The sequence below is a fragment of the Faecalibacterium longum genome (genome assembly GCF_040094125.1).
GTDB lineage: Bacteria > Bacillota > Clostridia > Oscillospirales > Ruminococcaceae > Faecalibacterium > Faecalibacterium longum.
This window is the reverse complement of record NZ_JBBNIH010000167.1, coordinates 1-22,143: the sequence shown is the minus strand read 5'-3', so window position 1 is coordinate 22,143 and position 22,143 is coordinate 1. Positions and strand designations below refer to the sequence as shown.

The following is a 22,143-nucleotide window of genomic DNA, read 5'->3' as shown; positions in this document are numbered from 1 at the left end:
CTCTTCCATGCATTATATCATAGTTTGCAGGCGCTTTCAACCGATTCGAAAGTGAAAAATCAATCACATATCGCCCATCTGCCCCTTCTTCTGCTTCCGGAAAGGTCTTGAAGAGCCGCCGCAGGCATGATAAAATAGATGTGTATGTAAAAATGACCCGGAGTCATTCTGTAAAATGCTCTGTCATCCATGACTATAAAAGGAGAAATCTGAAATGAAACTCGGTATCGTCGGCCTGCCCAACGTCGGCAAGTCCACTCTGTTCAACGCCATCACCTCCACCAAGAACGCGGAGGCTGCAAACTACCCCTTCTGCACCATCGAGCCCAACAGCGGCATCGTGGCCGTGCCGGACAAGCGGCTGGATAAGCTGGCTGAGATCTGGCAGACCAACAAGAAGACCCCCGCTATCGTGGAGTTCGTGGACATCGCCGGCCTCGTCAAGGGCGCAAGCCAGGGTGCCGGCCTCGGCAACAAGTTCCTCGGCCACATCCGCGAGTGCGATGCCATCGTCCATGTCGTGCGCTGCTTCGACGACGACAACATCATCCATGTCGTGGAGGACGTGACCAAGGCCGAGGCCGTGGACCCCATCGCCGACATCGACGCCATCGACTACGAGCTCATCCTTTCCGACCTCGAAGTCGTCCAGAACCGCGCAGGCCGCATGGCCAAGGCCGCAAAGAGCGGCAACAACAAGGGTGCTGCCGCCGAGGCCGCATGGCTGCAGCAGCTGGCCGCCCATCTGGAATCCGGCAAGCCCGCCCGCAGCTTCGACTTCGACGAGAACGACGCCGAGCAGCAGACCGTGCTCCACGAGATGGGCCTGCTGAGTGCAAAGCCCGTCCTCTACGCTTGCAATGTGGGCGAGGACGACCTGATGGAGGGCATCGAGAACAACAAGTACGTCCCGCTGGTGGCTGCACGCGCCAAGGAAGAGGGCGCACGCTACATCCCTATCTGCGCCAAGACCGAGGAGGACATCGCCGACTACAGCCCCGAGGAAAAGAAAGCCTTCCTCGCCGAGATGGGGATCGAAGCAAGCGGCCTCGACAACCTCATCACCGCCAGCTACGACCTGCTGGGCCTCATCTCCTTCCTGACCGACGGCAAGAAGGAGTGCCGCGCCTGGACCATCCGCAAGGGTACCAAGGCTCCGCAGGCTGCCGGCAAGATCCACAGCGACTTTGAGCGCGGCTTCATCCGCGCCAGCGTCATCGCCTACAGCGACCTCGAGGCCCACGATTTCGATTACGCTGCCGTCAAGGCCAAGGGCCTGCAGCGCACCGAGGGCAAGGAATATGTCGTGAAGGACGGCGATGTCATCGAGTTCCTGTTCAATGTGTAAGGAGAGTTTATGATTTTAGGTATCATGGGCGCAATGCCCGACGAAGTGGACCAGCTCTGCGCCAGGCTGGAAAATGTCACGGTCGAGCCCTACGGCGGCGTGGAATATCACAAAGGCACACTGGCCGGCAAGCAGGTGGTCGTCTGCTGTGCAGGCATGGGCAAGGCCAACGCCGCTGCCACCACCCAGGTGCTCATCACCAAGTTCGGTGCTGAGAAGATCATCTTCTCCGGCATCGCAGGCAACATGACAAGCAAGATCGGCATTGGCGACGTAGTCATCGGCAAGACAGTGCTTTACCACGACGCTCAGCTGGATATGATCTGCCAGAATCCGCCTTTCCTGAAGGAGTACACCGGCGACCCGGCCCTTATCGCCGCCGCCGAGAAAGCCTGCGCCGACGCAGGCGTCAAGGCTCTGGCAGGCAAGATCGCCACCGGCGATATGTTCGTGGGCGACAGCGCCACCAAAGCCGCCATCGAGGCCAAATGCGCCCCCGACTGCGTGGAGATGGAGGGCGCGGCCGTGAGTCAGATCGCCGCCAAGAACGATGTGCCTTGCGTCATCCTCCGCGCCATGAGCGATAACGCCGACGAGGACGGCCATGAGGTGCTGGTGGTCAAAAAGTTCAGCATCACCGAGTACGTCGCCACCGCGACCAAGATCGTCGCCGCGATGGTCGAATCTCTCTAATTTTAGCTGCGAAAAGCTCCTGCCTCATCCGGGCAGGAGCTTTTTCTATTGCAGCATCTAAAAAATCTGCTGCGAAGCAGCAAATCGGAGAAGCGAGAAAAAAGCGCAACAGCGACGACCGCCGCCAGTGGCGGAAACAGGGAGGAGCTGTTGGGACAGCGGCCAGCAGGATGCGAGCGGCAGCGAAGCAGACGCTGGGAGCCGCAACCCGTCTTAGCGAAGCGGCTAGCTTTTTTCCGTTTCGACTTCCCCTTCGGGGTCTGAAAGGGGCGAGCAGCCCCTTTCCCGTGCCCGCGCCTCGGAAAAGCGGCGCTTTTCTGGTTCTCTTTTGGCGCGCAAAAGAGAACTTAGCTCCGTTACAGGTACTGCTCCAGCTTCAGCCTGTTATCCTCCTCAAAATCCTGCAGCTTCTGCATCAGCCTCTTCGACCCCGGCGCGGCGTCCGGGTAGTCCTTCTGGGATTTGATGCAGTCCACCACGCCCATGCCGCTGCCCTGGGTGAGCATCTCGGCGAGGTTGCGGGTGGATTTGTCGGTGATGGTCTTCATGCCGATGCTCACCTTGGTGTTGAGCTTCGCCATAGCGCTCTGGCCCTGGGCCGAGCCGCCGCAGGCGTCGATGGCGGCGTGGGCCTCCTGATTGAGCTGGCGGTAGATATTGCGCTGGCGCAGAAGCTCCGCCTTGAACTGCTCATCCTCCGCCATCGGCACGAGCTGGTCGAGGGTATTCTTCCCCATCTCGGTGTTCTGCACGATGGCTTCCAGCATATTGAGATTGTCGTTTTTCTGGTTTTCCATACAAAAATCCCCCTTTTGAGGGTAGTTTCTCTCAAAAGGGGGACTCTTATGCATTATTCGCCGTCGTAGATGCGGTCTCCGCCTGCGGTCTGTGCAGCGGCCAGCCGCTTCTCGCACAGGTCATAGAGGGCATCCCAGTTCTTACAGCGCACCTCGCGGGTGCCAGCCACGCCGATGGACTGGGTGAACGGCACCCGGCGCATCAGGCCCACCGAGGCCACACACTCCTTGGGCATCTCGGCGTAGATGGCTTTCAGCTCCTCTTCCAGCTCACGGCGGGTGCGGTCGGCGCAGCCGATGGCGAACAGGGTATCGCTCAGGCGGCAGACCACCCGCTCAGCAGGCTGGTCAAAGTGCTTTTTCCACTGGTTTGCCACAAAGCAGACCAGCTGGCCCATGACGGCGTCGCTCTCCCGCGCGGAAAGCTTCTCTGCGCCGTCGATGGACACCAGCGCCAGCGCAGCGCAGCGGTGGCAGTCGGTCCACTCATCGAGTTTCGTGCAGAATTCCGTCTCGTAGTAGCGGCGGTTGAACACCCCCGTCACAAAGTCGTGGTTCATGTCGTCGCGGCACATCTCCCGCTCCCGCGGGGTCATCCGGTCTTCGGGCAGATCATTGCCAGCCAGAGGGGCCGTCATCTGCAGCTGCCACACCTTGCCGTCTGCCACGACACAGCGGCGCAGCACACAGTCCACCTGACCGCCGCGCAGCTCGTAGTCCACCATCAGGCCGTCGTCCTGCCAGCAGCGGTCGGCGTCCTCGTCCACCTGCGTCAGGCTCACATCCTGAAACACAGGCCGCGAACTTTCGACGAATTGCCGCAAGTCCTGCTCAGTCCATTCATTTTTCATGCGTTTTTCCCCATTTTATACACCGGGTCTTCCTTCCCGGTGCTCTGCCTTTTCACAGCCGAGCCTGTTTTCATGGCCAGTGTATCGCTGTGAAAATAAGTCTTATATCTGACTGCGTCTCATGCGATTATACCACGATGGCGGGGCGCTTACCAGCAAAACGCACAATTTTCAAAAAGATTTTTTACATTCCCGTCAAATTGAGGTTTTTGCCTCTTTTTCGACCGGCTCCTTGGCGCGGCAGTAGACCTCGCACTCAGCCTGGATACGGCTGGCCAGCGGCTCTGCGTCGAAGCCCTCCGCGGCACGCCAGGTCCAGTTGCCGCCCAGCTTGCCGGGGGTGTTCAGGTGGGCCTCTGCGCCCAGACCCAGCCAGTCGGGCATAGGGATGATGGCCCGGTCAGCCACAGAGCCGAGGGCCGCACGCAGCAGCGCGATGCGGGCGGCGTCCGGCTTGACGGCGGCCACTTCCTTCGCGGTGGGCTTGCAGGGAGTCAGGTGGAGATAAGCGGCGGCGTTGGCCTTTTCCTTCCCGGTGGCGGCGTTCTCCCACCAGTCGGTGAGGGTGGTGTTGTCGTGGGTACCCGGGTAGACCACGCTGTTCTTGACGTAGTTGTGGGGCAGATACTCGTTGTCGCCGCCGCCGAAAGCGAACTGCAAAACTTTCATGCCCGGGAAGGTGCTGTCGGCCAGCAGCTCGCGGACGCTGGGGAACAGCTCGCCCAGATCTTCCGCGATGATGGGCAGCTTACCGAGGGCAGCTTCCAGTGCGTGGAACAAGTCCATCCGGGGGCCGATCTCCCACTTGCCGGTGCAAGCGGTAGGGCTGCCCGCCGGGATGGCCCAGTAGGTGTCGAAGCCGCGGAAGTGGTCGATGCGAAGCAGGTCGTAGATGCCGAGGGCGTGGCGGACACGCCGGATCCACCAGACGTATCCCGTCTGTTTATGATACGGCCAGTTATACAGTGGGTTGCCCCAGAGCTGGCCGTCTGCGGAGAAGTAATCCGGCGGACAGCCGGCCACGCGGGCAAAGCCTCCCTGCGCGTCCAGCTCGAAGAGCTCGCCGCCCACCCATGCATCCACCGAGTCGGCAGAGACGTAGATAGGGATGTCGCCCAGAATTTTCACGCCCTTGGCGTTGGCGTAGTCCTTGACCTTTTTCCACTGGGTGGCAAACTCGTACTGCAGGAACTTCCAGAAGCCGATCTCCTCTTCCTGCTCTGCTGCGAACTTTGCCAGCGCGGCGGCGTCCCGCAGGCGGTACTCCCGGGGCCACTCAATCCAGCTCTTCATGCCGTTGGCGGTCTTGAGGGCCATGTAGAGGGCGTAATCATTCAGCCAGCTGTCGTTGGCAAGGGCGAAAGCGTAGTAGTCGTCGGGGTAGTAGTGGGCGCAGCCGTGGAGACCGGCGTACTTCTCGCGCCATGCGGCGTAGGCGGTGCGCAGCACCTTATAGCGGCTGGTGTAGAGAGTGCCGTAGTCCACCGAAAGCGGGTCATCCCCCCACTTTTCCGCCTTGAGCTGGGCGGCGGTCAGCAGGCCGTCGGCCTTGAGAGCGTCGAGGTCGATGAAGTAGGGGTTGCCCGCAAAGGCAGAACAGCTCTGGTAGGGGCTGTCGCCGTAGCCGGTGGGGCTGAGGGGCAGCAGCTGCCAGATGTGCTGGCCAGCAGCGGCCAGAAAATCCACGAACTTGAGCGCTTCGGCGCCAAAGCAGCCAATACCATAGGGGCCGGGCAGGCTGGACACCGGCATCAGGATTCCACTTTCACGCATGATGATACCTTCCTCGCTTTATATTCCGTTTGGGTTTATGCTGTTTCCTATCATAACATAAGCGAAGACTATTTTCCACAGGCAAAAAACGTGGTATACTTAGTTTTATAGTGGGATAATATCGTTTTTATTACAGGAGGTATCGTGCCATGCAGCGCACGGAAAAATATTTTGAGAACGACGCATTCCGCAAGACTGCCGCCGGGGTCATCCTGGCCGCAGAGGCGGACGCAAAGACGGGCGGCGGGCGCATCGCGCTGGACGGCACGGTGTTCTACCCCGAAGGGGGCGGTCAGCCCGCCGACAGAGGCACGCTTACCCTCGCCGACGGCACGGTGCTCCATGTCACCGACGTCCACGAGACGAACGGCATCATCTGGCACACGGTGGATGCCCTGCCCGAGACCGCACAGCCCGGTGCCGCCGTCACCGGCACCATCGACTGGGAGTGGCGCTTCGACAAGATGCAGCAGCACACCGGCGAGCACATCCTCTCCGGCATCCTGCACCAGATGTTCGGGGCGGAGAACGTGGGCTTCCATATCGGCTCCGACGCCGTGCGGATGGACACCAGTGTCCCCATCTCCGCCGAGGGCCTGCGGGAGGCAGAACTTGCCGCCAACCGCATCATCTGGGAGAATGTGCCGGTGCTCATCACCTACCCCACCCCTGAAGAGCTGGCGGCGCTGACCTACCGCAGCAAAAAAGAGATCGCCGGGCAGGTGCGCATCGTGACCATCCCGGGCGCGGACGTCTGCGCCTGCTGCGGCACCCACACCGCCGCCACCGGACAGGTGGGACAAATCAAGATCCTCACCTCTGAGAACTACAAGGGCGGTGTCCGGCTCAGCGTCGTCTGCGGCGGACGCGCCCTGCGGGAAGCGCAGGCCATGCGGAGCCGTCAGGCCGACATCGGCGCACTGCTCTCGGCTAAGGCCGACCAGACCGCCGTGGCGGTCCACCGGGTGTACGACGAGTACACGGCCCTGAAATTCGCCCACTTCGGCCTGTGCAGTCAGCTCTTCGATGCACTGGCCGCACAGCTTGGCCCCGACGAAACGGCCATCCGCACCGTTCCCGGCCTCGACCCGGACGGCCTGCACCGTCTGGCTGCACGGCTGAGCGAGGCCACCACCGGCCTCTGCGCCGCTCTGACGCCCAGCGAGAAGGGCACCGGCTACTGCATCGCGCAGACCGGCGGCGACGTCCGCGCCCTGACCAAAGCCCTCAACGCCGCCCTGAACGGACGCGGCGGCGGCAAGCCCGGTATCTGCCAGGGCAGCTGCGCCGCCACGCCGGAGCAGGTAGAGGAATTTTTGAAGAAAAATCTGTAAGTACAAACTTTTCACGTCACAAGGAGAATACTATCTTATGAGAATGCGTTTCAAGCCCTACGCCCACGACGAACTGATGGCCGCTGATTTCCACGTCCACGAGCCCCTTATCTGGGGCGGCAAGTGGCACAGCCAGTATGCCCGCCCGGAGCAGCCTTTCGTGCTGGAGCTGGGCTGCGGCAAGGGCGGCTTCATCTCCCAGCTGGCCTCTGCCCACCCCGAGAACAACTATCTGGGCATCGACATCACCGACAAGGTGCTCATCCTCGCAAAGCGCAAAATCGAAGCCGCTTACGCCGAGGCAGGCCGCCCCATCGACAATGTCAAGATCATGAGCACCGACATCGAGCGCATCAAGGGCGTCATCACCCCGGAGGACACCGTCAGCCGCATCTACATCAACTTCTGCAACCCGTGGAGCAAGAACGCTTCCTCCAACAAGCACCGCCTCACCTACCCCCGTCAGCTCATCCAGTACCGCGATTTCCTCAAGGACGGCGGCGAGATCTACTTCAAGACCGACGACGATGACCTGTTCCGCGACAGCCTGACCTACTTCCCCGCTTCCGGCTACGACATCGTCTGGCAGACTTACGACCTCCACGAGAACGAGCCGGAGTGGAACATCCGCACCGAGCATGAGGGGATGTTCACCGAGATGGGCATTAAGATCAAGGCCCTCATCGCCCGCAAGAAGGCCGGCGACGACTCCGTGACCTGGGTGGAGCCGAAGGTGCTCAAGAAGCTGGCCGCGCAGGCGGAGGCCGAAGCTTCGGCCAAGGCCGAGGGTGAAGGCAATGTCTGACCCTTGTGAATACTGCCTGAACAACCAGCAGGACGAATATGGCAGCTGGTACTGCGCCGAGGGCGGCGCACTGGATGAGGACGAGATGGCCCGCTATCTCTCCCATACCACTTCGGCCTGCCCTTACTTTGAGCCGGGCGATGAATATAAGATCGTCCGCAAACAGAACTGACTGGAGGTGTCCCCTTGTCGTTTTTTCTTAATACGACAGTCTGCGGTTTCTCGCTTTATCATATCCTTGCGTTTTTCCTCATCTACTCCTGCCTGGGCTGGTGCGTCGAGGTGGTGTATGCCGCCGCCACCACCGGCCAGCTGGTGAACCGGGGCTTCCTGAACGGCCCGGTCTGCCCTATCTACGGCTTCGGCATGATACTGGTGCTCTTCTTCCTCACACCGCTGGAAGATGACCTGTTGCTGCTGTATCTCGGCGGCGTCATCCTGCCCAGTGCCTTGGAGCTGGTGGGCGGATGGGCGCTGTATAAGCTCTACCGCACCCGCTGGTGGGACTATACCGACAAACCCTTCAACATCGGCGGCTATGTCTGCCTTGAGTTCTCGCTGATGTGGGGCGTGGGTGCCATGGTGATGGTCAAGGTCATCCATCCCACCATTGCCGCGCTGGTGAACATCATTCCGCCGCTGGTGGGCTTTGTGCTGATGTGTCTGCTTTACGCGGTGTATGCCGCTGACGTGGTGGCAACCGCCATCGCCGCCTCCGACCTCGCCCGGGAGCTGGACGCTCTCGAGAAGGTGGCCGACAGTATGCATGCTGTCAGCGACGCCATGACCGAGATCCTTGGCACCACCGCACTGGACATGGACCAGAAGATGGACGAGAGCCGCCTGCAGCTCAAGCTGGCCGCCGCCGAGGCCCGGGACAGCTACGACAAGCTGTCGCCCCGTGAGGCCGCTTCCACCATGCGCACCCGCGCCGATGAGGCCATGGAGGCCGCACGCCGCGCCTCCCAGACTGCCCGCCTCAACGCCGCCGAAGCGGCCAAGGCCGTCAAGCTGGCCGCGCAGGGCAAAGCCGAGCAGACCACCGCATTCCTGCAGCTGGAACAGCTCAAGGAAGAGCTGGCAGCCCGTGCGCAGGTCATGCAGGCCCGCACCCGCCGCGGCACCCATCTGCTGGGCAAGGGCCGTATGCTCCGCGCCTACCCCAAGCTGAAGCACGGTCAGAGCAACCGCTCCCTCAGCAGCCTGCTCGAGCAGCTCGAGGACGAATATCCCGACTCCTTCAACGGATTCGGCATCCAGTAAAGATAAAAAAATACGGCTGGGACGCTGTCCCAGCCGTATTTTTTTATGCAGATTAAGCCCAGAGATTTTCCGGGTAAAGGCCGTCGGCCGTCTTTTTGGCGATGGCTTCCACCACCACGGGTTTATCCTCGCGGTAGGTGACGCCATACCACTTATCGGTGCTGCGCAGCACCTTGACGGCGGCTTTCTTTTCGCCGATGAGCTCACTGACCACCAGCGGCAGGAAATACTCGCACTTGAGCGGGTTCTTTTCCAGATTCTCGTCCAGCCAGCGGGCAAAGCGCCGGTCGGCTTCCTTCACGAAGCTCTCGCCGAAGCCCCAGAGGTTCATGCTCACGGGCGTCTCGCCGGGCAGGTCCGTCCAGCTCTCGCCGCCGTCCTCGGTGTAGTGGATGCCGCCCTCATAGGTCTCGATGCGGGTGCGCTCGGTGACGCTGTGGAGGGTGCTGTCCTCGTTGAGAGCGCAGACGCCGCGGGCGACGCTGCCATTTTCGGAAACGGTGTTCTTGAGCAGGTAGCTCACCATACAGTAGTCGTAGACCTCGCCGTCGGTGTGAGTGGAGAGGTAATCGTAGATGACCTTGAACGCCTCAGGGCCGTAGTAGTCGTCGGCATTGATGACGGCGAAGGGGCCGTGGATGTAGGGCTTTGCGGCCAGCACCGCGTGGCAGGTACCCCAGGGCTTCACGCGGCCCTCGGGGATGGTGTAGCCCTCGGGCAGCTCATCCAGCTGCTGGAAGGCGTACTTCACGTCCATCACCCTGGACACGCGGTCGCCGATGGCAGCTTTGAAAGCCTCCTCGATCTCGTGCTTGATGACGAAGATGACCGTCTCGAAGCCTGCGCGGCGGGCGTCGTACAGGGAATAATCCACGATGACCTGACCGCAGGGACCCACCGGGTCGATCTGCTTCATGCCGCCGTAGCGGCTGCCCATGCCGGCAGCCATGACCACCAGGACCGGTTTGTTCATGTTTTATCTCCTCCTTGAAAAGGGTGTTTCTCTTTTACGGTTTTATTATACTCCAAACCACGCCGGGCAACAAGACGAAGCTGTTTTTTGAAACTTGACAAGTTTTTATTGCATATATTGGCAAGTAAATATTGCCTTTTGCTTCCAGATAGAGTATAATAACTTCATCCGACACAAAAACGACCGGCCAGCCGCTTTTGCAGGCCGAAGTCAAGAAGCCGTTTTCACAAGCATTGCACTCCGCTTATGAAAGCAGCTTCTGGAAAGTGAGTTTTTCCATGAACGAAACTGTGACCAAGCGTTTCCTGCTCTACTTTCGCCTGATGATGGTGGTGTGGATCCTGATCGCTAACGCCTTTTTCCACGCCATCGAGTTTGAATACAGCTGGCTCGTCTTTTTGAGCAACATCATGCTCTTTACGATGGAGGGCGACATCAAAGACCGCTTTGTCAGCGTGGAGCTGGGCGGCCTCGTGGGCATGGTGCTCACGGTGCTGGCGATGCTGGCCATCGGTGCGCTGACGCCTGTTCTGGGCGGGATGCTGGGCCTGCTGCTGCCGCTGGGCGTGGTGCTCTTCCTCCTCATCATCCTGCACCCCTACGCCCCCAAGGTGCTGAACAATGTGGGCTTTGCCTACCTGACCGTCGCCTGCATCGACAGCGCAGCTTTTGCAGCGAATCTGCCTCTCTTCTTCGGGGTGTACATCGTCGGCTCTCTGGTCTTCAACGGCGGCTGCGTGCTGCTCATGAAGCCGGCCCGTTATCTGGCCGCCCGGAGCATCAAGAACGACGTCAAGGCTGACGCCTGAATCTGAGCTTCTCGTCTTTTCTTCTTTTTTCTCACAGCGCCCCGGCAGCAAAGATGCCGGGGCGCTGCACTTTTATGTGGATTCTGCCGTTTTTCCGTGCTACAATGGGGTAAACTGAACGAAAGGAAGTTTCCCGCCATGTATGCTGCATCTCCTGCACGCTACTCCACTCTGCCCTACCACCGCTGCGGCAAAAGCGGCCTGATGCTGCCCGCCGTCTCGCTGGGCCTGTGGCACAACTTCGGCGATACCGCGAACTTCGAGAACATGCGCCTGCTCTGCCGCACGGCGTTCGACAACGGCATCACCCACTTCGACCTCGCCAACAACTACGGCCCCGAGCCGGGCAGCGCCGAGAAGAACTTCGGCCGCATCCTCAAGGAAGATCTTGCCCCCTACCGCGATGAGCTCCTCATCAGCACCAAGGCGGGCTACACCATGTGGGAAGGGCCTTACGGTGACTGGGGAAGCCGGAAATACCTGCTGGCCAGCCTCGACCAGAGCCTGAAGCGGATGGGCCTCGAGTATGTGGACATCTTCTACCACCACCGGATGGACCCCAACACCCCGCTGGAAGAGACCATGGGTGCTCTGGCGCAGGCGGTGCGCAGCGGCAAGGCGCTTTATGCCGGCTTGTCCAACTACAACGGTGAGACGCTGGAAAAAGCCTGCGCCATTCTCGACGAGCTCCACGTCCCCTTCGTCATCAACCAGAACCGCTACTCCATCTTTGACCGCACCATCGAGCAGAACGGCCTGAAAGAGACTGCTGTCCGGCTGAACAAGGGCATTATCGCCTTCAGCCCGCTGGCGCAGGGTCTGCTGACCAACCGCTACCTCAACGGCATCCCGGAGGACAGCCGCATCCGCACCGATGGCCGCTTTTTGAAAGAGAGCGTCATCACCGAGGAAAAGCTTGCACAGATACGCGCCCTGAACGAAATCGCCGCCGCCCGCGGCCAGACGCTGGCCGAGATGGCGCTGGCGTGGATACTGCGGGACGGCAAGGTGACGAGCGTCCTCATCGGCGCGTCCAAGCCCCAGCAGATTCTCGACAACATCGCTGCCCTGAACAACACCACCTTCACCGCTGACGAGCTGGAAGCCATCGACAAGGCTTCCGGATTTTACAAGGAGTAATTTATGTCCAAAACTGTATGGATAACCGGAGCTTCTTCCGGCATTGGCCGGGAGTTTGCCCGCCGGTATGCCCGCCTCGGCTTCCGGCTCATCCTCACCGCCCGCCGCACCGACCGTCTCGAAGCTCTGGCTGCAGAGCTCACCGCGAAGCACAGCACCTTCTGCCGCATCCTGCCTGCTGATTTGGAGCAGGAGAGCGAGTGCGCCCGTCTCTGCGAGGCGCTGACTGACGAGCGCATCGATATTTTCATCAACAACGCCGGCTTCGGCGTCTGCGGCAGCTTTCTTGAGACCAGCGGCGAGAAAGAGCTCTCCATGGCGAAGGTCAATGTGCTGGCCATGCACCAGCTGTTCAAGTTCGCCGTGAAAAAGATGGAGGCTCAGGGCTTCGGCACCGTGCTCAACGTGGCGTCCTCCGCCGGGCTGCTGCCGGGCGGACCCTATATGGCGGGCTACTACGCCACCAAAGCGTATGTTGTCAGCCTGACCCGGGGCGTGGCCGAAGAACTGCGGGAGCAGCACAGCCCGGTCTACGTCTGCGCCCTCTGCCCCGGCCCGGTGGACACCGAGTTCAACGAGCGGGCCGATGTGGTGTTCGCACTGCGGGGCATCAGCCCGGAACTCTGCGTGGAGGAGGCCATGCGGGGGATGCTCCGCCACAAGACCATCATCGTCCCATCGGCCCTCATGCGGGCGGCAACGACGGCCCAGCGGTTCATGCCGATGGCCATCCTCATGCCCATCATGGCCCACCAGCAGAAGAAAAAACTGGGCTGAAAGGCCATTGTGTGCAACAAGCAGCAATCCCGGCCTTTGCAGAGTCCGTTTTTATGACGATTTCACGAAAACGCAGCAAAATAAGAAAAAATTTGCAGTAATTGTGCTAAGAAAACACCTTGACAGTCGGAATAAAGAATGCTACTCTAGTATACAAGAGGGCGCAGGGCCGGACAGTCCAAATTGCTGCTTCCCGTGGCGGCAGTTTGACTACAGATATAGTCCGGCAGCGCAGCACCCCGCAAAGCAAAATTCTGATTGGAGGACTTAATTATGGCACAGTGTACTCCCAAATCCTTTGACCTGACCGGCAAGGTCGCGCTCATCACCGGCGCATCTTACGGCATCGGCATGGCTATCGCAAAGGCAATGGCCGCAAACGGCGCTACTATCGTCTTCAACGACATCAAGCAGGAGCTGGTCGATAAGGGTCTCGCCGCTTATGAAGAAGCTGGCATCAAGGCTCACGGCTATGTCTGCGACGTCACCGATGAGGACGCCGTGAACGCTATGGTCGCAAAGATCACCGAGGAAGTCGGCCATATCAACATTCTGGTCAACAACGCCGGCATCATCAAGCGCATCCCCATGACCGAGATGACCGCTGCTCAGTTCCGTCAGGTCATCGATGTTGACCTGAACGCTCCGTTCATCGTCGCCAAGGCTGTCATCCCCGACATGATCGCTCAGGGCGGCGGCAAGATCATCAACATCTGCTCCATGATGAGCGAGCTTGGCCGTGAGACCGTCTCCGCCTACGCTGCTGCCAAGGGCGGCCTGAAGATGCTGACCAAGAACATCGCCTCCGAGTACGGCGAGTACAACATCCAGTGCAACGGCATCGGACCCGGCTACATCGCTACCCCGCAGACCGCACCTCTGCGCGAGCGTCAGCCCGACGGCAGCCGTCATCCCTTCGACAGCTTCATCGTCGCCAAGACCCCCGCAGGCCGCTGGGGCGAGGCTGAGGATCTGGGCGGACCCGCTGTCTTCCTGGCTTCTGCCGCTTCCGACTTCGTCAACGGCCTCATCCTGTACGTTGACGGCGGCATCCTGGCTTACATCGGCAAGCAGCCGCAGTAAGTTTTTCCATATCCGGCATTTTTTGCGCCGTGTCCGCTGCCTTCCGGGTGCCGGGCACGGCGCTCTTTTGTTTCCCATATCGACTTTTTTTCCGGAATCTGCTACACTGGTCATAATAATAAAAACAGGAGGACTTTCCCATGAAGATCGCACTTATCAACGAGAACAGTCAGGCCGCAAAGAACGGCATCATCGAGGCCGCTCTGAAGAAGGTCGTAGAGCCGATGGGCCACGAGGTGGTCAACTACGGCATGTACGCTGCCGATGACGCCGCACAGCTGACCTATGTGCAGTGCGGCATCCTCGCCGCCATCCTGCTCAACAGCGGCGCTGCCGACTACGTCATCACCGGCTGCGGCACCGGCGAGGGCGCCATGCTGGCCCTGAACAGCTTTCCCGGCGTCATCTGCGGCCATGTGGAGGACCCCGTGGACGCCTACACCTTCGCCCACGTCAACGACGGCAACGCCGTGGCCATGCCTTTCGCTAAGGGCTTCGGCTGGGGCGGTGAGCTGAACCTCGAGTACTGCTTTGAGAAGCTGTTCGGCTTCGGCCACGGTCAGGGCTACCCCAAGGAGCGCGTCGAGCCCGAGCAGCGCAACAAGAAGATCCTCGACGGCGTCCGCGCCGCCACCTTCAAGCCCCTCATCGAGTGCCTCAAGAGCATCGATCAGGACCTGCTGAAGGGTGCCATCGCCGGTGAGAAGTTCAGCGAGCTGTTCTTCGCCTCCTGCAAGGACGAGGAGCTGGCCGCTTATATCAAGAGCCTGCTGGCTTGAGCGGTGACCAGAGCATGACGGCCCTGTATCACCTGAACGAGAACATCGCCCACCTGCTGGAGGGCTTTCTGGAATCGGCAGTCCCCCTCATCGCGGGGCTGGCGGAGGTCATCGGCCTGTTCATCATCGTGACGAGCCTTGTCAAGGCCACCTACCACTATGTGCGGACGACCTTTTTCCACGACCGGTACGACTTCCACCACGAAATGAGCACCGGCCTGACGACGGCATTGGAATTTCTCATGTCGGCAGAGATCGCCAAGACCTTCCTTCTGCAGAACCTCGAGTCAGTCATCCCGCTGGCGGCGACTTTCGCGCTGCGCGCTCTGATGAGCCTGCTGCTCCATGTCGAAATGCGGGCAGACCACAAGGGGGAAAAATGATGCCTGCCAAAGTTTTCTTTGCCCAATCTTTTCCGGTTTGTGCAGAACGTCAAAAATAGCATCCAGCTCTTGACACTTTGACCAAACCGCCTTATACTCTTGCCATCGAAAGCAAAGGCGCTGACGGATGAAAGATCCGCCAGCGCCTTTTGTGTTTCCGGGGGAAGTGTATCCCCTGCGGCCAAGGGAGAAATAGAGGGCTTCCTTTTCCGGATTTTCCGCGCTGCTGCGCAGATAGAGGGGTGCAGCAGCCGGAGTGTACGCGCCGCCGGGCTGGCACCCGGCAGCCAGATCATTGGGGAGGTATCTGCGTCATGTTCAGCTCCGTCAACACCTGTTGGACGCTCGTAGGAGCGTTCCTCGTCTACTTCATGCAGGCCGGCTTCGCGCTCTGCGAGGCAGGCTTCACCCGCGCCAAGAACACCGGCAATATCCTCATGAAAAACATGATGGATTTTTGTATCGGCACGCCCTGCTACTGGCTCATCGGCTTCGGCCTGATGTTCGGCGGCACCGGCGCTCTCATCGGCGGGTTCGACCCTTTCATTCAGGGTGATTATTCTCATCTGGGCCTCGACATCCCGCTGTGGGTGTACATCGTGTTCCAGACTGTCTTCTGCGCAACGGCAGCCACCATCGTCTCCGGCTCCATGGCCGAGCGCACCAACTTCAAAGCCTACTGCGTCTACTCCGCAGCCATTTCGCTGGTGGTCTACCCCATCTGCGGCCACTGGATGTGGGGCGGCGGCTGGCTCCAGAGCATGGGCTTCCACGACTTTGCCGGTTCTGCAGCAGTCCACAACGTCGGCGGCATCATCGCCATGCTGGGCGCGGCCCTGCTGGGTCCCCGCATCGGCAAGTACGACAAGGACGGCAAGCCCCACGCCATCCCCGGCCACAACCTGACCGCCGGTGCGCTGGGCGTGTTCATCCTCTGGTTCTGCTGGTTCGGCTTCAACGGCGGCTCTTCCCTGAGCCTTTCCACCGATGAGACCATGACTCTGACCGGTCTGGTCTGCTTCAACACCAACCTTGCGGCAGCAGTTTCTACCTGCGTGACCATGCTCTTTACCTGGAAGCGCTACGGCAAGCCCGACGTCTCCATGACGCTCAACGGCTCTCTGGCTGGTCTGGTGGCCATCACCGCAGGCTGTGACACCGTTTCGCCCTTTGGTGCTTTCATCATCGGCTTCGTCGCCGGCATCCTCGTGGTGCTGAGCGTCGAGTTCTTCGATAACATTGCGAAGATCGATGACCCCGTGGGCGCTGTCTCCGTCCACTTTGCAAACGGCGTCTGGGGTACCATTGCCGTGGGCCTCTTCTCCGACGGCGGCAACGGTGTCGGTAAGGGCCTGTTCTACGGCGGCGGTCTGAGCCAGCTGGGCATCCAGCTTCTGGGCCTCATCGTGGTGGACGCCTATGTTCTGGCCGTCATGTTCGTCATCTTCAAAGTCATCGACAAGGCCATCGGTCTCCGCGTTCCCGCTGAGGTGGAGATCGACGGTCTGGACATCCACGAGCACGGTCTGGCTTCCGCTTACGCCGGTTTCGCCATCTCCGATGCAAACTCTGCCGCCATGGTCCCCAACGAGAACACCGACCTCGGCGAGGACGACGCTTCCAAAGCTTCTGCAAAGCAGATGGACGCCGCTGTGCCTGTGGTGCGTGAGCCTGCTGTCATCCACGACGGCATCTACGACACCGGGATGCACAAAGTGTCCATCATTGCAAAGCTTTCCAAGTTCGACCAGCTCAAGAGCGCCCTCAACGATCTGGGCGTCACCGGCATGACGGTCACGCAGGTCATGGGCTGCGGCATCCAGAAAGGCACCACTGAAAAATACCGTGGTGTGCCTGTGGACAGCACCCTCCTGCCGAAGATCAAGGTCGAGGTCATCGTCTCCAAGATCTCGGTCGATTCCGTGGTGGAGGCCTCCAAGAAGGCCCTTTACACCGGCCACATCGGCGACGGCAAGATCTTCGTCTACAACGTGACCCGCGTGGTCAAGATCCGCACCGGCGAAGAGGACTTTGCCGCCCTGCAGGACGTGGAGTAAGCGTCCCCCTGATTTCATCGCTATCCCGCCGAGACGGCGTGGATATATTGTTCTCCTTTTTCCTTTTTTCTGATAATTCCAAACACAGCTCAAAGCCCCGCTCCTTCACACAAGGGAGCGGGGCTTTGGCGTTTCTTGACAGCGCCCGTCCGTCGTGCTATCTTTGTGGGCAGGATATAAAAAACACAGGAGTGCTATCATGAAAGAATTTTTGAAAAGGGAGCTTTATTCCTTCCGGGCCGTCGCGGCCATCCTGGCCCGCTGGCTGCTGTTGGCCGTTCCCACCGGCCTCGTCTGCGGTGCCGTCGGCACAGCGTTCCACCTGGCCGTGGAGCATGTCACCGAGTGGCGGGCCGAGCACATCTGGCTGCTCTGGCTTCTGCCGGTGGCAGGTCTTGCCATCGTGGCACTTTATAAGATAACGGGCTGCGAAGGGATGGGGACGAACAACGTCATCCGCGCCGTCCACAGCGGCGAGAGCGTCAGCCCGCTGCTGGTGCCGGCCATCTTCTTTGGCACGGTGCTCACCCACCTCTGCGGCGGCTCGGCCGGACGCGAGGGCGCGGCTTTGCAGATGGGCGGAAGCATCGGCTACAACATCGCAAAGCTCTTCCGCTTCTCCGACCACGACCGCCGCACGGCCACGGCCTGCGGCATGGCGGCGTTCTTCTCGGCACTGTTCGGCACGCCGCTGTCGGCGACCCTCTTCGGCATCATGGTGGAGGACGTGGGCCTCGCGTTCTCGGTGGCCTTTGTCCCCGGCTTCGCCGCTGCCCTCATCGCCTATGGCGTCTCGCTGGCCTGCGGCATCTCTCCTACCCATTTTGAGCTGACCGCACCGGCGCTTTCCATTGATTCTACTCTGCTGGTGGCTGTGCTGGGTGTTGCCTGTGCGCTGGTGGCCCGGACATTCTGCTGGCTTCTCCACACCATGGAGCACGAGATGCCCCGCCGCCTGCCAAACCCCTGGGTGCGCGCCGTCGTGGGCGGTGTTGCCGTGGTGGCCCTCTCCTACCTGATGGGCGTGGGCCGCTACAACGGCGCGGGCATGGGCGTCATCACTGCCGCCGTGGAGCAGGGGCAGGCCCTGCCGTGGGACTTTATCTGCAAGATACTGCTGACCGCCCTGACCCTCTCGGCGGGCTTCAAGGGCGGCGAGGTCGTCCCCAGCTTCTACATCGGTGCGACCTTCGGCTGTGCATTCGGCCCGCTGCTGGGCCTGCCCGCCGGGTTCTCCGCCGCCGTGGGCCTCGTTTCGGTGTTCTGCGGCGCGACGAACACCCTCATCCCCTCCATCCTGCTGGCCTATGAGCTGTTCGGCGGCGTGGGGCTGGAGCTGATCGCGCTGGGCTGCGGCGTCTGTTATATGCTCTCCGGCACCCACGGCCTCTACAGCAGTCAGCTCTTTGTGACGGAGAAGCTGCTGTCGGAGTATACGGAGAGCTGGGGGAAGCGGCTGCACCACTGATCCTCTTTCATTTTCCAGCGCACAGCCCTTGATTTTTTCCGTTTCTCGTGCTACAATCATCTGTAGTTTCATCCTGTGATGCGCAGTGTGCGCAGGTTTTCTGCCGCCGGTGCGTCAAAATCAAATGTCCCAAAACGATGATGCGGACAAACCGAAGTCCCGTTCTCCATGCCGCAGAGAGGGCTGCCGTCCGGAAGGACGCGCTGCAAGCAGCCTGCCATGTGCCGGACTTCTACCACCGCAGAGTGCAGAGGAGAACCTCTGCCGGGTGCGCCCGTTACAGCACAGCGAGTGGCGTGCAGCAGCACGCAATTCGGGTGGAACCGTGGAACGCAGTTGGATCTTTCAAAGGCGCTTCATCCCGTAAAGCAAATGCGGGGTGAAGCGTCTTTTTTTGTTATACCAAACGCATTTTTCATGTCAAGAAGGAGTAACACCATGAAGATCATCTATAAGGACGGTCATGTGGACGAGTGCCCGCAGGACCAGGAACTGCACGTCATCCGTCACACCGCAGCCCACGTTATGGCTCAGGCCATCAAGCGCCTCTACCCGGAGGCTGACTTCGCCTTCGGCCCCGCCACCGAGAACGGCTTCTACTACGACGTTGACCTCGGCGACACCAAGCTGACCGACGAGGACCTGGCCAACATCGAGAAGGAGATGCGCAAGATCACCAAAGAGAATCTGGCCATCAAGCCCTTCATCCTGCCCCGCGCAGAGGCCGTCAAGCTGATGGAAGAGCGCCACGAGAACTATAAGGTCGAGCACATGGCTGACCTGGCCGACGAGACCGAGTTCAGCTTCTTCCAGCAGGGCGAGTACGTCGATATGTGCATCGGACCTCACCTGACCTACACCAAGGCTCTGAAGGCCTTCAAGATCACCCAGCAGTCCGGTGCATACTGGAAGAACGACAAAGAGAACAAGATGCTGACCCGTATCAACGGCGTGGCTTTCCACAATCAGGAGGAGCTGGACGCCTGGGAGAAGGAGCAGCAGGAGGCCCGTGAGCGCGACCACCGCAAGATCGGCAAGGAGATGGGCCTGTTCATGACCGACGACCTGGTTGGCCGCGGTCTGCCCATGTTCCTGCCCGCAGGCTACACTGTCTGGCAGGAGCTGGAGAACTATATCAAGGAGAAGGAGCGCGCCCGCGGCTACCTGCACGTCATGACTCCCTGCATCGGCACCGTGAATCTGTACAAGACTTCCGGCCACTGGGATCACTACCGCGAGAATATGTTCCCCGCCATGGAGATGGAGGGCGAGAGCTACGTCCTGCGCCCGATGAACTGCCCCCATCACATGATGATCTACGCAAACCGTCCCCACTCCTACCGCGACCTGCCCATGCGCATCGGCGAGATCGCACACGACTTCCGCTATGAGTCCTCCGGCACCCTGAAGGGCATCGAGCGCGGCCGTCACTTCTGCCAGAACGACGCTCACCTGTTCTGCACTCCGGAGCAGATCAAGAGCGAAGTCGCTGATGTCTGCAACCTCATCTTCGAGACCTACAAGGATTTCAACATCACCGACTACCGCTGCGTTCTGTCCCTGCGTGACCCCGCCGATAAGAAGAAGTATCACGACGACGACGCGATGTGGAACCACGCTGAGAACGCTCTGCGCGAGGTCCTGACTGAGCTGGGCATCCACTTCACCGAGGAGATCGGCGAGGCTGCTTTCTACGGCCCCAAGCTGGACGTCAACGTCAAGCCCGCTGTCGGCGCTGAGTACACCCTGTCCACCTGCCAGCTGGACTTCTGCCTGCCCGCAAAGTTCCACCTGACCTATGTGGACAAGGACGGCACCGAGAAGACCCCTGTTGTCCTGCACCGTGCAATTCTGGGTTCTCTCGACCGCTTCATGGCCTACCTCATCGAGGAGACCAAGGGCAAGTTCCCCACCTGGCTGGCTCCTGTTCAGGTCAAGGTTCTGCCCGTCTCCGAGAAGACCCTCGAGTATTCCGAGGCCATCACCGAGAAGCTGGTGGAGGCCGGTGTCCGTGTGGCTCTGGACGACGACAACCAGAAGATCGGCTACAAGATCCGCGCTGCACAGCAGGTGGACCGCGTGCCTTATATGCTGGTCCTGGGCGCCAAGGAAGCCGAGGCCGGCAACGTCTCCGTCCGTGACCGCAAGGGCGAGACCACCACGATGGAAGTGGATGAGTTCATCGCAAAGGTCACTTCCGAGATCAAGAACCGCAGCCTGTAAGCTGTAACGTAAGATACAAAAAATCCCCTCCGCCGTCTGGCAGAGGGGATTTTTATTTACGTCTTGTTATTTCAGCAGATTATCATCCGTGAAGTAATCGATTTTCATGGACTTGCGCACTTCGGCGAGGGTGGCGGCGGCGGTCTTTTCGGCCACGGCGCTGCCTTCCTTCAGAATTTCCACGACCTCGGGCAGGCGCTGCTCCCACTCCTTGCGGCGGTTGCGGATGGGCTCCAGCTCAGCCTGCATGACGCTGTTCAGGAACTTCTTCACCTTCACGTCGCCCAGACCGCCGCGCTGATAGTGTGCCTTCAGCTCGTCGAGGTTCTGGTACTCGGGCAGGAACTCGGCAAAGTGCTCCGGGCGGCTGAATGCATCCAGATAGACGAAGACGGGGTTGCCCTCCACCTTGCCGGGGTCCTGCACGCGCAGGTGGTTCGGGTCGGTGTACATGGACATGATCTTCTTCTTGATGTCCTCAGGCTCGTCGGAGAGGTAGATGCAGTTGCCGAGGCTCTTGCTCATCTTGGCCTTGCCGTCGGTGCCGGGCAGGCGCAGGCAGGCGCTGTTCTGGGGCAGAACGATCTCCGGCTCCACCAGAGTCTCACCGTAGACGGCGTTGAACTTATGGACGATCTCGCAGCACTGCTCGATCATAGGGCGCTGGTCCTCGCCTGCGGGGACGGTAGTGGCCTTGAAGGCGGTGATGTCCGCAGCCTGGCTGATGGGGTAAGTGAAGAAGCCCACCGGGATACTGGACTCGAAGTTCTTCTGCTGGATCTCGGCCTTGACGGTGGGGTTGCGCTGCAGGCGGGAGACGGTGACGAGGTTCATATAATAGAAGCTCAGCTCGGTCAGCTCCGGCACCATGGACTGGATGAAGATGTGTGCCTTGGCGGGGTCGATGCCCACGGCCAGATAGTCCAGAGCGACCTGCAGGACGTTCTGGCGCACCTTCTCCGGATTGTCGGCGTTGTCGGTGAGGGCCTGTGCGTCAGCGATCATGATATAGATCTCGTCGAACTTGCCCGAGTTCTGCAGCCGGACACGCTCCTTCAGAGAGCCGACATAGTGGCCGACATGGAGCCGGCCCGTCGGGCGGTCGCCCGTCAGAATGATCTGTTTCATACTTTTCTCCTTTTTCATCAGGCGCATTTTTCCTCAACCTCTCCGTCACAGCTGACGCTGTGCCACCTCCCCTAATAGGGGAGGCTCTGGCGAAAAGGGTAAGTTTTCGGTTTTGCCAAGGGCTCTCCTGTCCGGAGAGCTGGACGCCGCAGGCGGCCTGAGAGGTTCATTTTTTATAAGTATATCCCCCGCCGCTTTCCCTGTCAACAAAAGCCGCACCGGAACGGATAAAAAAGAAAAAGCGATGGAAAACTTCCATCGCTTTACTGGCGCCTCTTGCCTGACTCGAACAGGCGACACCCTGATTAACAGTCAGGTGCTCTAACCGACTGAGCTAAAGAGGCATCTATATAAAACGGCGCAAAGCCGTTTTACTACTAAAATGGTGACCCGTACCGGAATCGAACCGATGTTAAAGGCGTGAGAGGCCTCTGTCTTAACCGCTTGACCAACGGGCCA

At 60.2% G+C, this 22,143-nt stretch carries 20 protein-coding genes and 2 tRNA genes; 15 read left to right on the top strand and 7 right to left on the bottom strand.

Translation table 11 applies throughout. From position 1 onward, the window contains the following. Positions 1-214 precede the first annotated feature (214 nt). A complete protein-coding gene (gene ychF / locus AAAU26_RS12055; protein ID WP_015564543.1) occupies positions 215-1,348 on the top strand; it encodes a redox-regulated ATPase YchF in 1,134 nt (377 codons plus the stop codon). A 9-nt stretch (positions 1,349-1,357) separates the two neighbouring features. Continuing rightward, a complete protein-coding gene (locus tag AAAU26_RS12050) occupies positions 1,358-2,041 on the top strand; it encodes a 5'-methylthioadenosine/adenosylhomocysteine nucleosidase (protein WP_207677280.1) in 684 nt (227 codons plus the stop codon). A 356-nt stretch (positions 2,042-2,397) separates the two neighbouring features. On the opposite strand, the gene AAAU26_RS12045 is transcribed toward AAAU26_RS12050, so the two are convergent. The 3 genes from AAAU26_RS12045 to malQ form a co-directional block, all read right to left on the bottom strand. After that, positions 2,398-2,838 (bottom strand): hypothetical protein, encoded by a 441-nt coding sequence (locus tag AAAU26_RS12045; RefSeq protein ID WP_015564545.1) that lies wholly within the window; start codon positions 2,836-2,838, stop codon positions 2,398-2,400. Between the two features lie 53 nt (positions 2,839-2,891). After that, positions 2,892-3,689, bottom strand: a complete 798-nt coding sequence (locus AAAU26_RS12040) for a GGDEF domain-containing protein (RefSeq protein WP_015564546.1) — start codon at positions 3,687-3,689, stop codon at positions 2,892-2,894. Between the two features lie 195 nt (positions 3,690-3,884). Then, on the bottom strand, positions 3,885-5,462 hold the full coding sequence (gene malQ / locus AAAU26_RS12035; RefSeq protein ID WP_227618903.1) for a 4-alpha-glucanotransferase: 1,578 nt from the start codon (positions 5,460-5,462) through the stop codon (positions 3,885-3,887). Between the two features lie 149 nt (positions 5,463-5,611). On the opposite strand from malQ, the gene AAAU26_RS12030 reads away from it, so the two are divergent. From AAAU26_RS12030 to AAAU26_RS12015, 4 genes are read left to right on the top strand one after another with little or no spacing between them, the layout of a single operon-like run. Next, positions 5,612-6,796: an alanyl-tRNA editing protein gene (locus AAAU26_RS12030; RefSeq protein WP_227618902.1), complete on the top strand. Its 1,185-nt coding sequence runs from the start codon at positions 5,612-5,614 to the stop codon at positions 6,794-6,796. A gap of 37 nt (positions 6,797-6,833) precedes the next feature. Beyond that, positions 6,834-7,601, top strand: a complete 768-nt coding sequence (gene trmB, locus AAAU26_RS12025) for a tRNA (guanosine(46)-N7)-methyltransferase TrmB (protein WP_149794027.1) — start codon at positions 6,834-6,836, stop codon at positions 7,599-7,601. Continuing rightward, the gene (locus AAAU26_RS12020; protein WP_015564550.1) at positions 7,594-7,773 is read left to right on the top strand and encodes a DUF6472 family protein; all 180 of its coding nucleotides are present in this window, start codon (positions 7,594-7,596) and stop codon (positions 7,771-7,773) included. The genes trmB and AAAU26_RS12020 overlap by 8 nt, the downstream gene beginning before the upstream one ends. A gap of 14 nt (positions 7,774-7,787) precedes the next feature. Continuing rightward, entirely contained in the window at positions 7,788-8,864 is a 1,077-nt protein-coding gene (locus AAAU26_RS12015) for a putative ABC transporter permease (RefSeq protein WP_227618901.1), read from the top strand. A gap of 52 nt (positions 8,865-8,916) precedes the next feature. On the opposite strand, the gene AAAU26_RS12010 is transcribed toward AAAU26_RS12015, so the two are convergent. Next, complete coding sequence (locus AAAU26_RS12010; protein WP_227618900.1) at positions 8,917-9,837, bottom strand: nucleotidyltransferase family protein; 921 nt, start codon at positions 9,835-9,837, stop codon at positions 8,917-8,919. Between the two features lie 278 nt (positions 9,838-10,115). Between AAAU26_RS12010 and AAAU26_RS12005 the strand changes: the two genes are divergently transcribed. From AAAU26_RS12005 to thrS, 9 genes are all read left to right on the top strand, one after another. Beyond that, the gene (locus AAAU26_RS12005) at positions 10,116-10,646 is read left to right on the top strand and encodes a hypothetical protein (RefSeq protein WP_227618899.1); all 531 of its coding nucleotides are present in this window, start codon (positions 10,116-10,118) and stop codon (positions 10,644-10,646) included. A gap of 138 nt (positions 10,647-10,784) precedes the next feature. Continuing rightward, positions 10,785-11,786, top strand: coding sequence for an L-glyceraldehyde 3-phosphate reductase (mgrA, locus tag AAAU26_RS12000; protein WP_217209717.1), 1,002 nt, complete (start codon positions 10,785-10,787; stop codon positions 11,784-11,786). 3 nt (positions 11,787-11,789) lie between these two features. Continuing rightward, a complete protein-coding gene (locus AAAU26_RS11995; protein WP_217209715.1) occupies positions 11,790-12,563 on the top strand; it encodes an SDR family NAD(P)-dependent oxidoreductase in 774 nt (257 codons plus the stop codon). 273 nt (positions 12,564-12,836) lie between these two features. Then, positions 12,837-13,646 (top strand): gluconate 5-dehydrogenase, encoded by an 810-nt coding sequence (locus AAAU26_RS11990; RefSeq protein ID WP_015564554.1) that lies wholly within the window; start codon positions 12,837-12,839, stop codon positions 13,644-13,646. A 140-nt stretch (positions 13,647-13,786) separates the two neighbouring features. Continuing rightward, positions 13,787-14,425 (top strand): RpiB/LacA/LacB family sugar-phosphate isomerase, encoded by a 639-nt coding sequence (locus AAAU26_RS11985; protein ID WP_158395445.1) that lies wholly within the window; start codon positions 13,787-13,789, stop codon positions 14,423-14,425. After that, positions 14,422-14,808 carry a DUF1622 domain-containing protein gene (locus AAAU26_RS11980; protein WP_227618898.1) on the top strand — a complete coding sequence of 129 codons (387 nt, stop codon included), beginning with the start codon at positions 14,422-14,424 and terminating at the stop codon, positions 14,806-14,808. The genes AAAU26_RS11985 and AAAU26_RS11980 overlap by 4 nt, the downstream gene beginning before the upstream one ends. Before the next feature lie 314 nt (positions 14,809-15,122). Beyond that, positions 15,123-16,865, top strand: coding sequence for an ammonium transporter (locus AAAU26_RS11975; protein WP_227618897.1), 1,743 nt, complete (start codon positions 15,123-15,125; stop codon positions 16,863-16,865). A 199-nt stretch (positions 16,866-17,064) separates the two neighbouring features. After that, on the top strand, positions 17,065-18,333 hold the full coding sequence (locus tag AAAU26_RS11970) for a chloride channel protein (RefSeq protein WP_227618896.1): 1,269 nt from the start codon (positions 17,065-17,067) through the stop codon (positions 18,331-18,333). A gap of 438 nt (positions 18,334-18,771) precedes the next feature. Further along, positions 18,772-20,556 (top strand): threonine--tRNA ligase, encoded by a 1,785-nt coding sequence (gene thrS / locus AAAU26_RS11965; RefSeq protein WP_227618895.1) that lies wholly within the window; start codon positions 18,772-18,774, stop codon positions 20,554-20,556. Positions 20,557-20,622: 66 nt separating this feature from the next. Here thrS and trpS read toward each other — a convergent pair whose 3' ends face one another. The 3 genes from trpS to AAAU26_RS11950 all read right to left on the bottom strand — a co-directional run bounded on the left by trpS (position 20,623) and on the right by AAAU26_RS11950 (position 22,142). Beyond that, entirely contained in the window at positions 20,623-21,684 is a 1,062-nt protein-coding gene (gene trpS / locus AAAU26_RS11960; RefSeq protein ID WP_217209701.1) for a tryptophan--tRNA ligase, read from the bottom strand. A 267-nt stretch (positions 21,685-21,951) separates the two neighbouring features. Next, positions 21,952-22,028, bottom strand: a tRNA-Asn gene (locus AAAU26_RS11955). A 39-nt stretch (positions 22,029-22,067) separates the two neighbouring features. Then, positions 22,068-22,142, bottom strand: a tRNA-Glu gene (locus tag AAAU26_RS11950). Between the last annotated feature and the right edge of the window lies 1 nt (position 22,143).